The sequence below is a fragment of the Gluconobacter sp. Gdi genome (assembly GCF_014132155.1).
Classification (GTDB): Bacteria; Pseudomonadota; Alphaproteobacteria; order Acetobacterales; family Acetobacteraceae; genus Gluconobacter.
The window spans coordinates 377,595-391,207 of sequence record NZ_BLJQ01000002.1 but is presented as its reverse complement, the minus strand read 5'-3'; the positions used below and the strand labels follow the sequence as shown (position 1 = coordinate 391,207).

The window sequence follows — 13,613 nt, the reverse complement described above, 5'->3', positions numbered from 1 at the left end:
AGAGAGCCTTGAAGCGGACCGGAATCAGAGTGCGAAATCACGGATCAGCGACTGAATGGAAGCCAGATCAGTCTCCATCATCACATGGCGTCTGAGGTGATCACAGTCTTCCATCTTCAGCGTTCTGATCAGGCGTTTCACGCGTGGAAGAGAGGCAGAATTCATCGAAAATGACCGCAGGCCAAGCCCGATCAGCAACGCGACCACCCGCGGGTCCGACGCCATTTCTCCACATACCGAGATAGGACGATGAGCCCGCAAAGCAGACTCTGCTGTCAGGGCAATCAGCTGAAGTACGGCAGGGTGCAGCGGACTGTAGCGGTCTGCCACCATGGAATCGGCCCGATCTACAGCCAGCGTGTACATCGTCAGATCGTTGGTCCCGAGGGCCATAAAGTCCGCATGCTGGGCCATGGTATTGGCTGTCAAAGCTGCTGCGGGCGTTTCAACCATGATGCCTAGGGGCGGCAGCGGGTCCGGCAGAATGATCTGACGGCGCTTGAGGCGGCGAGCGACCTTGTCATAAATTTCCCGCGCCTCAATCACCTCATCCGCCGATGTTACCATCGGAAGGAGAATGCGGACCGGGCCAATGGCCGTATTGCCGTCAGCAGGCGAAGCCGCCCGCAGAATGGCGGCAAACTGCGTCTCCAGCACATCTGGAACGCGCAGAAGAAGGCGGATACCCCGCAAACCGAGCGCGGGGTTGTCTCCATCCGCCACCTGTTCCGCGAGACCCAGGCGACGCATGCAGGCCCGCCCTTTTTCACCGCCCCAGTCCAGAACGCGGATTGTGACCGGTCGGCCGTCCATGCCTTCAATGATGGAGCGATACGTTGCTGTCTGCCCGTCTTCATCAGGCAGATCGTCCCGCTCGCCGAACAGAAATTCACTACGCAGAAGGCCAATTCCTTTGGCACCATTGCGCAACAGCATGGGCAATTCGGCCGGGAGCTCCAGATTGGCCAGAAGCTCAATGGGTTCGCCACCCTGAAGCTGGGCAGGAAGCTTTTTCAGGCGACCAAAAGTCCGCTTTTCCTTGGCTTCTTTCTGGGCAGCTTCTCGTGCCAGACGCAGCTCTGTTTCATTGGGAGACAGCGTGATAGTGCCAAGATGCCCATCGACGACAAGCATATCGCCTTCCGTGACCTGCGCCATAAGATTTGGCACGGCCAGAATGGCTGGAATATCGAGCGCACGCAGCAAGATGGCCGTATGATCAGCGCCACCGCCGCCTTCTGTTACGACGGCGGCAATCCGGGCGGGATCAATCATCGCGACATCAGCCGGACGAAGCTGTTCCGCCACCAGCACTGACCCAGGAGGGAGGCTGGAAAACGCACGGTAAGAGACGCCCGTGAGGTTACGGATCAACCTGCGGCCAATTTCCTCAAACTCGCCTGCCAGCCTCAGATTGGCGTCCTGTTCCTGCCCGCCGTTCTCTCCAGCCATGGCTTCGGCCGTTCTCAGAACCTGAAGCGCCAAAGCCTCGCTGACATCCGCGACCGCAGCCTCAGCGCAGAGCCCCTCTTCCTCGATCCGCTTTCTGACCTGCCGCGTCAGACGGGAGGGGCCAAGCATGCGCTCATAAACCGTCAGAAGGGTCGCGATCTCTTCGCGCCCTTCTTCAGGAAGCCCGACAAGCCTGTCCCGCATTTTCTCGATCTGGCGCAGGGCACGGGTGATGGCGCTCTGAAGCCTTGTTAGTTCTGCCTCAGGGCCAATCTGACTGTATCGCTCGACGATTTCTGGAAGGGGGAGCTCTTCCACACGCCCTGCCGGGCCAAGGCCAATTGCCTGAGTAATGGCTTTACCCTGAAGGGTCAGGGAGATGTTGGACACCTTGCGGGAACGGCTTACTCTTGGGCGTGGCACCCGGAGTGGCGTTTCAGTCACGCTCACCAAATCCGTCAGAAATCAGCGCTTCCACCGCATCCAGCGCTTCAGCGGCCTGCCGCCCGTGCGACCTGAGGGTCACAGTCTCGCCTTCTCCAGCACCCAGCATCATGAGCCCCATGATGGACAGAGCCGAGACAACGTTGCCGCCGCGTTCCACTGTGGTTTCCGCATCAAATCGCTCAGCCGTGGTTACGAGCTTGGCGGCGGCGCGTGCATGAAGCCCCAGGCGATTGACGATGGTCAAAGTGCGGGGTGAGAGAGTTGTTTCGCTCATTTTACGGAACCGGCATCACACAGGGGCGCGGCCCCCCGTGCAAACAGGGGTCAGGAAGCTGGGAAGCCACCGCGATATACTTACGCCCAGCCATGGTTGCTTTTTCAATACAGCCTTCAAGATCCAAACCCACACGGGTCTTGGCCAGCTTGACCAGCATGGGAACATTCACACCGGACACAACTTCAACATGCCCCGGTTCCCGAAGTGACAGGGCCAGATTGGACGGCGAACTTCCAAAAATATCCGTCAGGACAAGAACACCCTCGCCTGTATCAAGCTGATGCAGGAGCTTGTCCGCCTCTGGCCGCAGAAGTGCCGGGTCATCGTCATCGCCAACGCCGACAATTCCGATTTGGGCCTGAGGCCCGACCACGTGCACCATCGTTTCAAGCAAAACTTCGCCCAGCCTGCCGTGCGTCACCAGCATCAGACCAATCATGCAGGCTTGTCCTGCACCGACGCATCATACGGGGGAACAGCCCATCGCCATGAGGACAGTCCCTTTCGGGCGAGTTCCCTATGTAGAACCATCATCGGGCCAACAGGGGCTGTTTTTGGCAAAAGGCGAGCGAGCTCTTCAATGATGGTTACGGAACGATGGCGGCCGCCGCTGCATCCAACAGCGATCGTGGCGTATTTCTTGCCTTCCTCAACAAAACGCGGAAGCACCAGATCGAGCAAGCCATGAACATGACTGAAGAAGGCATGGTAGGCTGGGTCAGCCTTGACGTGCTGCACCACGGCCGGATCCAGACCCGTCATAGGCTGGAGGGTGGCGTCATAATGAGGGTTTCGTAGAAAGCGGGCGTCAAACACCATATCGGCTTCACGCGGCAAACCAGATGGATAGGCGAAGGACATGAGAGCCACGGTCAGGCCATCTTTTGTGTGGCTGCCAAAGCGCGTTTCGATGAGCTGACGCAACTCCGGAGCAGGCAGATCAGACGTGTCGATCACAAAGTCCGCATGAGCACGCAAAGGTGCCAACAGACGCGTTTCCTGTTCGATGCCAGGAAGAACAGTGCCACTGGTGACCAGCGGATGACGACGACGGGTCGCCGTGAAACGGCGCAGCAAAATTTCCGGCTCTGCTGTTGCGTAAAGGAGCTGGACCTGACTTCCCGGCAAGGCTTTCAGCTTGTCGATTTCATCCAGAACACCGGACGCTTCAAATCCGCGACTTCGAACGTCAATGCCGATAGCTAGACGTTTGCCACTTCGCGAAGCCAAAGCGTCAAGCAGATGCAATGGCGGATTGTCCACAACTTCGTGGCCCAGATCTTCAAGCACACGTAGAATGGATGATTTTCCGGCACCGGAAAGCCCTGTGACAATCAGGATCTGTCTGGAACCAGGACCATATCCTGCCGAAGGTTCGGACTCGGGAATATTCGCCGGTGTCATGTGCCCTACTCTAGCCCTTTTTCAGAACAGAAGGAACTATTTCGCAGTTTCAGATTCCCGCAGTATCGCCCCCTGCTCCCACCACCCAGTCATAGGTTCCGCGGCAGGCCAGAAAGGCCGCGGCCACACGGGACGAATCCCCCGGAAGACAGCCATTTATATGCAGAACAACAGCCCCGGTCTGAGGGTCTTTTTCCGCGCTCGGCAAACGGGCACCCTGCCCCCCCAGCAGCACTTTGAGAATCACTCTCGCATTTGTGACAAAGGGTGTCCTGATTATTCCTACTCCCCGAACCTCAAGTAGCCCTTCCAGCGCAGACGGGGCCCTCACCAATCGTCCCTTCAGCTGGACGCGATCATCAGACACAAGAGAGAAGCCACGCTCCATCAACTGCAGGGCAAGCGTCGACTTTCCAGAGCCGGGAGGGCCACACAGAAGGATCGCATCCCCGTCACGTGCCACGCAGGACGCATAAAATGTTTCGCTTTCAGGAAACCGTTTCTGAGATGACACTGATTGCGACCTTTTCAAGACAGAGCTAGAAGCAGTTGCGATAGATTGAGCTGTATCGCCATCAGCTCATCAAGAGTCTGGGGAGGCTACCGCAGCCTCCGATGATGAATCGGAAATACGGATCTTATGGGCGATTTTTCCAGGAATGATATTGTTACCGTTCACGGTGACGAAGTGACGTGCACGGACTTTGACGGTCTTGGCCCGCAGGGAGAACGCCCGCAGCGACTGGCCGAAGAGTGTCAGGCTGCGCTCAATGCGATCTCCGATGCTCTGGCGGAACATGGACTGACCCTTGATCAGACCCGCCATGTCGCTGCGATGCTACGTGAAGGAGATGGCTTCAGTCAGTGTCAAAGCGCCCTTGGGGAAGCGTTGGCCGCAGCCAGACCGGCTTTGACGCTGCGGATTGTTCAGGGTTTTCCAGACACCAATCAGCGGATTGCTCTTAGCCTGATTGCCAGTCCATCACCTTAAATGGCGTAACGCACCACAAAATAGCCCTAGAAACCATTTTTTCGGACACACTCTCATTCCGCATGCTTTTTAGATAATTTTTATCGCCAAAAATCACGTTTGGCACGCCTTCTGCATAGTGAAAATTGAGCGAAATAATTGCTTCCTCTTTCACGCAGAAAGGCCCTCGTCATGTCTCGTATTCCCTTCTCCGCCTGCACTGTCCTTGTAGCTGCACTTTCGCTTGTTCCTTTCTCCCAGAGCATGGCAGCTCCCCTTCTGCCCGCTGTCGTGCCTACGACGTCCAGCCAGACAATCAGCGTCTCCGGTCTGGATCTGACATCCAAACAGGGGTGGCGAACCGCAGAAAATCGAATTGACGATGCATCCCGAGCCGTATGTAACATCTCGAATCCGATGGATATGGCGACGCCGGACGATGTTGCGTCCTGCGCGGCAGAAGCCCGTAAAGGCGCTTTAGAGACTCTTCGGGACATCAGATCCGAACAAAGAAACAACCATCGGATTGGTCACGTTCTGCTTGCTGCCAAGCCCGACGCCTACCCGCATGGCTAAGGATATTATTCCGCCCCTGTGCATCCTTACGCTGGCGATTCCGTTTGCCGCTACACTTCTCTTGCAGGAAGGCGGCACGGAACAGCAGACGGGCATTATCGTCAGCGGAAATCAATTTGGACACACAGCGTATCAGCATGTTTCGCTGCGCAGATCAGGAAGCGCGGGGCAACCTGACCACGAAACATGCACCGGAGATTGTGCCAGAAGCATCCACAATATTCTCGGCAAACAGACTGCCACGCAGAGCATGAATGATCTGCCGGCTGATCGCCAGACCAAGGCCGGAATGCTGCCCGAAATTCTCAGTCTGCGGCCGCTCTGAATAAAAGCGGTCAAAGACGCTTTCGAGCTTGCCCGGCGGAATTCCAGGTCCTTGATCGCTGATGGTGATTTCCACCACGCTACCAGTCCCGGGGCCATTGCCGGCCACTTCGCGCGCACTGGCATGAAGCGCGATGATCCCATTGGGAGGCGAAAACGAAACGGCATTTCCAATCAGATTTCGCAACACCTGAACAAGACGGTCCTCAACAGCAAAAGCCCTGAGAGGTGGCTCTTGTTCTCTCACGTCAAGACGCAAAATTGGCGCATCTTCCTTACGCGTAGTCTGGTGCATCTCGGCAAGAATAGCCAACAGCGCCACGACCGTTACGGGTTCAGGCCGCACGCGTGAAAGCTCAGCATCGATCCGGCTTGCATCCGAAATATCCGTAATCAAACGATCCAGCCGTTTAACGTCACTGTTGATGATCCCCAACAGACGATCCCGACGCTCCGGAATGGCAATTCTGGGAAGTGTTTCAATGGCTGACCGGATAGATGAAAGCGGATTCTTGATTTCGTGACTGACGTCCGCAGCAAAGCGTTCGATGTCATCCATACGCGCCCACAAAGCCAAAGCACTTCCACGCAGTGAGCGCGCCAGAACACCGATTTCGTCACGTCTGGCCAAGAGGCGCTCCGGGACGAGGTCCTTGCGCCCGTCAGATTCCCTCATTTCATGTGAGGCACGCGCCAGCGTCAGCAGCGGGCGAGCAATTGTCAGGGACAGATACCAGGACAGCAGGACCGTTACGATCAACGCCGCCAGCACAAGCGACAGGATGGAAGAGCGAACCGCAAACAAGGATCGATCTACTTCCGGGGCATGCCGGGTCAGCTGGATTTCCCCGACCGTCAGCCCGTCATGCACCACGGGCTCCACAACCGTCACGACCAGCTGATGATCCTTAGTCCGACGAATGAAGGGCGGCAGTTCAGACTGCGCTCTGAGCGGCTGTGCATCATGGGGACCGTCAGTTGCGGCATCTGGCGTGTCGAGTGTGACAATGCCTTCACTGGATGTGAGCGGCAGCAGCGACAGGAGCCAGTCATAAAAGGTTTCCAGCGCGTTGTTTCGCGGTGGATGCCATGTTTCTCCCTCAGGAACTGCGTCGGGTGCCACAGCTTTAGGGGGCAGTTTGGGTTCCGTCCGGCTATCCGCAACCAGCTTGCCATCCGGATCAAACAACAGGGCATGAGCATTGGGGCTTGGCTCTGTCAGGCGTGCAAGGAGCGGCCTTGCGCGGGAATCCAGAACATAGTCCCCGCCTGGCGCAGGCTTCCCGCCTGTTTTGGGCGCAGCACTGACCGCTGACTGCCCGATAGCCGCAGCATAAATGTGAGCCTGCTCGCGCAGGGCATTGACGTCCGTTTCGAGCAAGCCGTTCTGAAACTGGTCCAGAAACAGCAATGTCACAGCCAAAAGAGCCAAGGGCAGTATGTTCAGAAGAAGGATACGCCCCAGCAGGGGTGAGGCAAGCCTGCGCCGTTGACTGCGATCCCCGTCTCCCCCCGTTCCCGCATTGAGCACACGACGGATAGACTGCCAGACTCCTGCTCTGACGGTAGCCGCGCGGCGGCGGTCACGCCCCTGTTCGAGGCGATCCGAGTCCAGATCGTAGGGGAGTGCATGGGCCGGCTCTCTACGACCCATGACGTATCTTCTGCCTCACAAGCAAACCCGTCACAGCGCCTCACTCATCCTTGTAACGGTATCCAATGCCATAGAGCGTTTCGATCTGATTGAAGCTGTCATCCACCTGCCGGAATTTCTTGCGAACACGCTTGATGTGGCTGTCGATCGTCCGGTCATCGACGTAAATGTTGTCGCCGTATGCCGCATCAATCAGCTGATCGCGGGACTTCACCATTCCCGGGCGCATGGCCAGCGCCTTCACCAGAAGAAACTCCGTAACAGTCAGGGCAATATCCTGACCACCCCACAGGCACTGATGGCGTGTTTCATCCAGAGAGAGCTGACCACGGACGATGGCTGAGCCCACAGTTGTAGCGCCTGCCGCTTCGGCGCGGCTGGCATCCTGTCGGCGCAGCAATGCACGAATGCGTTCGATCAGCAGACGCTGGGAAAACGGCTTGGTGATGTAATCGTCAGCCCCGAGGCGCAGCCCCATGAGCTGATCCAGCTCCTCGTCTTTCGACGTCAGGAAAATGACAGGAAGGTTGGATCGGGCGCGCAGGCGCTGAAGCAGCTCCATCCCGTCCATGCGCGGCATCTTGACGTCCAGCACCGCCAGGCTGACCGGGCGGCTGGTGATTCCCTGAAGCGCACTTTCACCATCCGTATAGGTGTGAACGGTGAACCCTTCGGATTCGAGGGTCATCTGGACGGAAGCAAGAATGTTCCGATCGTCATCCACAAGCGCGATAATCGGTGCTGCAGCGATGCCAGAAGGCGTCTGACAGTTGGCCGATTGAGGCGGAAAGGAAGTGTGTGGCGTCTCCATATGGGGTCCGTCTGCTAAAATCTGATGCGTAGATTATCTATAACGCATGGCGCACTGTGGCGGGAAATAGGCATTTCAATGACATCCTACCACGTTGCAACCCTTGTCTTTGAGACAATCCGCGTTATCTCCTGAAGAAGAACGGGGCCATGAGTTGGCCCGTCCCACAAGATAAGGTCGTGACATGACAGACCAGAAGACTACGCCGGAAACTGTAAACGACGTGCCTGAGCAGGGCGTCGAGACCCCCGGCATGAACGAAACCGGCGGCGAAACGCTGGAAGAAACCACGCCGGAAGCGCGCATTGAGGCTCTTGAAGCCGAAGTGGCCGAACTCAAGGATCGCTGGGTCCGTTCTGAAGCAGAGAACCAGAATATCCGCGCCCGCGCCAAGCGGGATGTGGAAGACGCTCGTCAGTACGCCATTCAGAAATTTGCGCGTGACGTTGTCGAGGCAGCTGAAAATCTTCAGCGCGGCCTTGCCTCCCTTCCGACGAAGACCGAAGGCGAAGACAGCCTCATCGCAAAGCTGCGTGAAGGAATTGAAGGCACGGAACGGTCCTTCATCAACATTCTTGAGCGTCACGGCATCACCTGTGAAGACCCGACCGGCAAGCCGTTTGATGCCAATCTGCATCAGGCCATGGCGGAACAGCCCTCTGATCAGCATACGCCCGGCCACGTCATGCAATCCTGGACGCCAGCGTGGCTTCTGAAGGGCCGTTTGCTGAAGCCAGCCATGGTTGTTGTCGCTAAGGGAACGCCGGAAGCTGATGCAGCAAAGGCGTCTCCAGGTCTCGACACAACCGCCTGATCCCGCTCACGCAGGATTTCTTTTTGCGGAACGTCAGCTCTAATGGTTGGCGTTCCGTCAGACCCTGTTAGAAAATAGGGTCATGAGTCGCATTCTTGTCATCAAGCTCGGTGCTCTGGGCGATTTCGTTCAGGCGTTTGGGGCCTTCGCTTCGATCCGGGCCGCGTTCCCGCACGACAGCATCACCCTGCTGACGACCCCTCCGTTCGTGGAGCTGGCAAAAGCCGCCCCCTGGTTCGATGACGTCACGACAGATCGTCGCCCGTCTTTGGCACACCCAGTCGCTCTGCTTCGCCTGTCGCTTGCGCTGCGCGGATTTGACCGCATTTTTGATCTCCAGACCTCCGGGCGGTCTCGCACCTATTTCCGGTTGGCAGGCAGACCACGCAACTGGTCCGGCATCTCTGATGGCTGCTGCCATCCGCATGCCAATCCGTCCCGCAATGAGATGCACACGCTAACGCGTCTTGAAGATCAGCTACGCGCTGCGGGCGTCCAGCCCATCCCCAGAGAGGTTCCGGACTGGCTGAAAGGACATGGGCCAGAAATTTCCGGTCGATCCGTCGTGCTTATTCCCGGAGCGGCCCCACATCGCCCTCAGAAACGCTGGCCCGTCACACGGTTTGCAGAAATTGCTCAAGCTGTTGCTTCCCGTGGCCTGACTCCGGTCATTGTAGGCTGTGCGGCCGAAAAGCCTCTTGCTGAACAGATTTTGCAGGACTGCCCGAGCGCCCTGGACCTCACCGGCAAGACCAGTCTGATTGAGCTGGCGGGCGTTCTCCACAGAGCTGACCTTGTCATTGGCAACGATACAGGTCCGATCCATCTCGCCGCAGCTATGGATCGTCCTATCATCGCCCTGTTTTCCCAAGACAGTGATCCGCGCCTGACCGCTCCACTTTCACTCACACCGGGACGCACAACCATTCTGGATGTTCCAGATCTGGCTCTGTTACCTGCATCGCGCATAGAGGCTCTACTCCCCAGATGACAGTTATCCGTTGCGTCACGATGCAGAAAAACGAGGCCGCGCTTCTTGAGCCATGGATCCTCTGGCACGGGGCCATTTTCGGCCTCTCCAATCTGACCGTTGTCGACAATGGCTCTACAGACCCACACGTCAAAGATGTGCAGAAGCGTTATGAAGCGCAGGGTGTGCAGATCATCCGCAAATATCGGTCCCAAAAGGATTTTTTGCGGAAAGGTGAAATCTTCACGGACATTATCCGAGGCTGGGATGCGGAAAATGCCTGTGATTTCGCACTTCCCATGGATTGCGATGAATTTCTTGCGTTCTTCCTCGATCGCCTCTCGGTGGACCCGGCGGAAATCCGCGCGCAGTTCGAGCTTCTGAAAAACGAACAGGCGACCCTGATTACCGATCGCCTCCTTCTGAACGTGCCAAATGCTCCCAATTACTACCGCCCCCAGTCGGTTCCGAGGGCACTGTTCAAGGCTCATACGATTGTGGGACTGGATCGGGGCCTGCATGCCCCGCAGACCATCTACCCAGAGCGCTGCGTGCGGACGCCCTTTGTGCATCTTCATCTGCACAATCGACCTGACTACGAAGACATACGCCGCTTTGCCCGTCAGAAGCTCGCTCATATCGCTGGCGCAATTCCAGGGGAAAAGCCAAGAGCGGGCCAGATCACACCCGAGAACCCAAAGGAGGGATATCATCTTCGGTACTATTTTCAGGCCAGCCAGGAAGATTTCCTCCGCAGCTACCTGTACACGCCCGATATTTATGCGCCCGTCATCGCAGACCATTTCCGGGCGTTAGGCGTAGATCCTGCGCCAATCCTCGGAGATACGGCCGCGCCGCAGTTCCCAGTGCATGTTCCACAGAATTTTCTGACTCATCGTCGACTGGAAGATGGATCACAGCACGAATACGGCCTGTTTGATCCCCTCGCCTACGCCTACGAGAATGAAGATGTGGTGAAAGACGCCTTTTATGGCATCTGGCCGCTGATCCATTACATGGACGCCGGATGGCGCGAAGGACGGCGCCCGAATGCCAGCGGAATGGAGCCATTTCTGCTTCAGGCGGCAGTTCCTACCGTATAAATCCGCTTTCCGGCCGGTGCAGGGCTTGCGGCCAATCCCCGATTGGGGCCATTTACGCGTGTCTTTTTCCCGGCAGAGGGCTGCCGGGAGCAATCGCAGAGGAGCGATCCCATGCCCGCCATCACACTCCCCGACGGAAGCGTCCGCACGTTCGACGGGACCGTGACGGGCACGACTATCGCCGCCTCCATCGGTCCGGGGCTGGCAAAAGCTGCCCTGGCCATGGAGGTGAACGGCAAGCTCGTCGATCTTTCAACCGAGATTGCGGACGACGCGGCCGTCAAGTTCGTCACGAAAAAAGACGATGCCTCACTTGAGATGATCCGCCATGATGCGGCGCATGTTCTGGCAGAAGCCGTGCAGTCGCTCTGGCCGGAAACGCAGGTCACGATCGGTCCGAGCATCAAGGACGGCTTCTATTACGACTTCTCCCGCGAGAAACCGTTCACGCCGGATGACTTCGAAGCCATCGAAGCCAAGATGCGCGAAATCGTCGCTGCCAACGCCCCTTTTACCCGTGAAGTGTGGGACCGTGACGAAGCCATCCGCTTCTTTGAAGAGAAGGGTGAGGACTTCAAGGCCGAACTGATCCGCGATCTGCCGGAAAGCGAGCAGATTTCGATCTACCGTCAGGGCGAATGGCTCGATCTCTGCCGCGGCCCGCATCTGCGCGGCACAGCAGACGTTGGCACGGCCTTCAAGCTTATGCGCGTGGCCGGTGCTTACTGGCGTGGTGACCATCGCAACCCCATGCTGACCCGCATTTACGGCACAGCCTGGCGCGACAAGAAGGAGCTGGACGCTCATCTGATGCGTCTGGAAGAAGCCGAGAAGCGCGATCATCGCCGCATTGGCCGCGAGATGGACCTCTTCCACATTCAGGAAGAAGCCGTCGGACAGATCTTCTGGCACCACAAGGGCTGGCGTCTGTACACGGTCCTTCAGGACTACATGCGCCGCGCTCAGTCCCGGAATGGTTACGAAGAAGTCCGCACGCCACAACTCGTGGACCGTGCCCTCTGGGAAGCCTCCGGTCACTGGGACAAGTACCGTGAGAACATGTTCATCGCGCAGGTTGAGGATGAGGACAAAACCCTCGCCCTGAAGCCGATGAACTGCCCGTGCCATGTGCAGATCTTCCGCCATGGTCTGCGGTCTTACCGTGAACTGCCGCTGCGTATGGCTGAGTTCGGTGCGTGCCATCGTTATGAGCCGTCCGGCTCGCTGCATGGCATTATGCGCGTTCGTGGTTTCACGCAGGATGATGCTCATATCTTCTGCACGGACGATCAGATTGCGGATGAAACCGCAAAGTTCGTGAAGATGCTGGCCGAGGTTTACACGGATCTGGGCTTTGAAAGCTTCCGCGTGAAGTTCTCTGACCGTCCGGAGACGCGCGCCGGCTCTGACGAAGTCTGGGATCGGGCCGAAGGCTCGCTCAAGACAGCCTGTGAAATCGCTGGTGTTGAGTACGAGTACAACCCTGGCGAAGGTGCCTTCTATGGCCCGAAGCTGGAGTTTGTTCTGACGGATGCCATTGGTCGTGACTGGCAGTGCGGTACGCTTCAGGTGGACTATGTTCTGCCAGAGCGTCTGGATGCGTCCTATATTGGCGAGGACAGCCAGCGTCATCGCCCGGTGATGCTGCACCGCGCCATCCTCGGCAGCTTCGAGCGCTTCATCGGCATTTTGATCGAGCAGTATGCTGGCAAGTTCCCGCTCTGGCTGGCACCGACGCAGGTTGTGGTGGCGTCCATCGTTTCTGATGCTGCTGATTACGCCAATGAGGTTGCTGCCGAACTGAAAGCAGCCGGGCTTCAGGTTGTAACCGACGTTCGTAACGACAAGATCAACGCCAAGATCCGCGAACACAGCCTTGCGCGCGTTCCGGTTATTCTGGTGGTTGGACGCCGTGAAGCAGAAGAGCGCAAAGTGGCGATGCGTCGCCTTGGGGGCGCCAATCAGGAAATTCTGGGACTCGAAGACGCCGTAAAAGCCCTCACAGCCGAGGCCACCCCACCTGATATCGCCCGGTTTTCGAAGGATTGAGCGTAATACCCTTGCGCCCGGAAGGGCGCAGGACTATGTGCAAAAGGAATGGGATCGGCAAAGATCGAAACCCGCCCCTCTTTGATGAGGTGCAGGCGTTCGGGTCGGGGCTGGTCCTTGTATGAAAATTACGACAGGAGCTGACCATAGCTAGACCGCCGATGCAGGCCGCGCCCACACGTGAGGGGCCGCGCGTCAATGAGGAAATCCGTGTTCCGCAGGTTCGTCTGATTGACGAAGAAGGCGAAATGCAAGGCGTCATGACGACCCGGGATGCTCTGATGCGTGCTTTCTCGGTTGGCCTTGACCTCCTGGAAATCAGCCCGACCGCTGTTCCCCCTGTTGTGAAGATTTTGGACTACGGCAAGTTCAAGTACGAGCAGCAGAAGAAGAAGAACGAAGCCCGCAAGAAGCAGAAGGTCGTTGAGATCAAGGAAGTGAAGGTTCGTCCCGGTACGGGCGAGCATGACTTCCAGACGAAGCTCAAGGCCATCAACTCGTTTCTGGATGACGGCGACAAGGTAAAGGTATCCCTTCGCTTCAAGGGCCGTGAAATGGCTCACCAGGAGCTGGGTGCAAAGATGATGGAGCGCATCCGCATCGAGGTCGAAGAAAAGGCCAAGGTTGAGCAGATGCCCCGTATGGAAAACCGTCAGATGCTCATGGTTATAGCTCCGCGCTAAAACCTAGGTTCTTACGAGATCCACAGGAAAAGCAGCCTTCTTCGGAAGGCTGCTTTTTTTATGCCTTTAGTCTTGGAAC

Annotated in this window: 14 protein-coding genes; 7 read left to right on the top strand and 7 right to left on the bottom strand. The window is 57.5% G+C overall.

Going from position 1 to position 13,613, the window contains the following annotated elements; translation table 11 throughout:
- Window positions 1-24: 24 nt before the first annotated feature.
- Genes ptsP through JN414_RS16810 form a run of 5 tightly spaced genes read right to left on the bottom strand, consistent with a single transcriptional unit; the run spans window position 25 to window position 4,094 of the window.
- Window positions 25-1,902: a phosphoenolpyruvate--protein phosphotransferase gene (gene ptsP / locus JN414_RS05675; RefSeq protein WP_375781678.1), complete on the bottom strand. Its 1,878-nt coding sequence runs from the start codon at window positions 1,900-1,902 to the stop codon at window positions 25-27.
- The gene (locus JN414_RS05670; RefSeq protein ID WP_086633508.1) at window positions 1,889-2,173 is read right to left on the bottom strand and encodes an HPr family phosphocarrier protein; all 285 of its coding nucleotides are present in this window, start codon (window positions 2,171-2,173) and stop codon (window positions 1,889-1,891) included. Before JN414_RS05670 ends, ptsP begins: the two co-directional genes overlap by 14 nt.
- 1 nt (window position 2,174) lies before the next feature.
- Window positions 2,175-2,615, bottom strand: a complete 441-nt coding sequence (locus JN414_RS05665) for a PTS sugar transporter subunit IIA (RefSeq protein WP_086633509.1) — start codon at window positions 2,613-2,615, stop codon at window positions 2,175-2,177.
- The gene (gene rapZ / locus JN414_RS05660; RefSeq protein ID WP_202207063.1) at window positions 2,612-3,580 is read right to left on the bottom strand and encodes an RNase adapter RapZ; all 969 of its coding nucleotides are present in this window, start codon (window positions 3,578-3,580) and stop codon (window positions 2,612-2,614) included. Before rapZ ends, JN414_RS05665 begins: the two co-directional genes overlap by 4 nt.
- A 49-nt stretch (window positions 3,581-3,629) precedes the next feature.
- Window positions 3,630-4,094: an HPr kinase/phosphorylase gene (locus tag JN414_RS16810; RefSeq protein WP_237389890.1), complete on the bottom strand. Its 465-nt coding sequence runs from the start codon at window positions 4,092-4,094 to the stop codon at window positions 3,630-3,632.
- A gap of 126 nt (window positions 4,095-4,220) precedes the next feature.
- Between JN414_RS16810 and JN414_RS16805 the strand changes: the two genes are divergently transcribed.
- Window positions 4,221-4,571 carry an endoribonuclease L-PSP gene (locus JN414_RS16805; protein ID WP_237389889.1) on the top strand — a complete coding sequence of 117 codons (351 nt, stop codon included), beginning with the start codon at window positions 4,221-4,223 and terminating at the stop codon, window positions 4,569-4,571.
- Between the two features lie 171 nt (window positions 4,572-4,742).
- Window positions 4,743-5,126: a UrcA family protein gene (locus JN414_RS05645; protein ID WP_202207061.1), complete on the top strand. Its 384-nt coding sequence runs from the start codon at window positions 4,743-4,745 to the stop codon at window positions 5,124-5,126.
- Between the two features lie 154 nt (window positions 5,127-5,280).
- Here JN414_RS05645 and JN414_RS05640 read toward each other — a convergent pair whose 3' ends face one another.
- Both JN414_RS05640 and JN414_RS05635 read right to left on the bottom strand, forming a co-directional pair.
- Window positions 5,281-7,104, bottom strand: coding sequence for a stimulus-sensing domain-containing protein (locus JN414_RS05640; protein ID WP_202207060.1), 1,824 nt, complete (start codon window positions 7,102-7,104; stop codon window positions 5,281-5,283).
- Between the two features lie 40 nt (window positions 7,105-7,144).
- Window positions 7,145-7,915, bottom strand: a complete 771-nt coding sequence (locus tag JN414_RS05635) for a response regulator transcription factor (RefSeq protein ID WP_086633513.1) — start codon at window positions 7,913-7,915, stop codon at window positions 7,145-7,147.
- Between the two features lie 184 nt (window positions 7,916-8,099).
- Here JN414_RS05635 and JN414_RS05630 point away from each other — a divergent pair, with 184 nt between their 5' ends.
- The 5 genes from JN414_RS05630 to infC all read left to right on the top strand — a co-directional run bounded on the left by JN414_RS05630 (window position 8,100) and on the right by infC (window position 13,534).
- Complete coding sequence (locus JN414_RS05630; RefSeq protein ID WP_202207059.1) at window positions 8,100-8,729, top strand: nucleotide exchange factor GrpE; 630 nt, start codon at window positions 8,100-8,102, stop codon at window positions 8,727-8,729.
- 82 nt (window positions 8,730-8,811) lie between these two features.
- Entirely contained in the window at window positions 8,812-9,720 is a 909-nt protein-coding gene (locus tag JN414_RS05625; RefSeq protein ID WP_202207058.1) for a glycosyltransferase family 9 protein, read from the top strand.
- Entirely contained in the window at window positions 9,717-10,802 is a 1,086-nt protein-coding gene (locus JN414_RS05620) for a glycosyltransferase family 2 protein (RefSeq protein ID WP_202207057.1), read from the top strand. Before JN414_RS05625 ends, JN414_RS05620 begins: the two co-directional genes overlap by 4 nt.
- Before the next feature lie 111 nt (window positions 10,803-10,913).
- Window positions 10,914-12,851 carry a threonine--tRNA ligase gene (gene thrS, locus JN414_RS05615; RefSeq protein ID WP_202207056.1) on the top strand — a complete coding sequence of 646 codons (1,938 nt, stop codon included), beginning with the start codon at window positions 10,914-10,916 and terminating at the stop codon, window positions 12,849-12,851.
- Between the two features lie 161 nt (window positions 12,852-13,012).
- On the top strand, window positions 13,013-13,534 hold the full coding sequence (gene infC, locus JN414_RS05610) for a translation initiation factor IF-3 (RefSeq protein WP_046900620.1): 522 nt from the start codon (window positions 13,013-13,015) through the stop codon (window positions 13,532-13,534).
- Window positions 13,535-13,613: the final 79 nt, after the last annotated feature.

Bases quoted from the DNA above. Each gene is read 5' to 3' on its own strand.
- JN414_RS05670 (WP_086633508.1), bottom strand. From the start codon at position 2,173: ATGAGCGAAACAACTCTCTCACCCCGCACTTTGACCATCGTCAATCGC.
- JN414_RS05665 (WP_086633509.1), bottom strand. From the start codon at position 2,615: ATGATTGGTCTGATGCTGGTGACGCACGGCAGGCTGGGCGAAGTTTTG.
- rapZ (WP_202207063.1), bottom strand. From the start codon at position 3,580: ATGACACCGGCGAATATTCCCGAGTCCGAACCTTCGGCAGGATATGGT.
- JN414_RS16805 (WP_237389889.1), top strand. From the start codon at position 4,221: ATGGGCGATTTTTCCAGGAATGATATTGTTACCGTTCACGGTGACGAA.
- JN414_RS05645 (WP_202207061.1), top strand. From the start codon at position 4,743: ATGTCTCGTATTCCCTTCTCCGCCTGCACTGTCCTTGTAGCTGCACTT.
- JN414_RS05640 (WP_202207060.1), bottom strand. From the start codon at position 7,104: ATGGGTCGTAGAGAGCCGGCCCATGCACTCCCCTACGATCTGGACTCG.
- JN414_RS05635 (WP_086633513.1), bottom strand. From the start codon at position 7,915: ATGGAGACGCCACACACTTCCTTTCCGCCTCAATCGGCCAACTGTCAG.
- JN414_RS05630 (WP_202207059.1), top strand. From the start codon at position 8,100: ATGACAGACCAGAAGACTACGCCGGAAACTGTAAACGACGTGCCTGAG.
- JN414_RS05625 (WP_202207058.1), top strand. From the start codon at position 8,812: ATGAGTCGCATTCTTGTCATCAAGCTCGGTGCTCTGGGCGATTTCGTT.
- JN414_RS05620 (WP_202207057.1), top strand. From the start codon at position 9,717: ATGACAGTTATCCGTTGCGTCACGATGCAGAAAAACGAGGCCGCGCTT.
- thrS (WP_202207056.1), top strand. From the start codon at position 10,914: ATGCCCGCCATCACACTCCCCGACGGAAGCGTCCGCACGTTCGACGGG.
- infC (WP_046900620.1), top strand. From the start codon at position 13,013: ATGCAGGCCGCGCCCACACGTGAGGGGCCGCGCGTCAATGAGGAAATC.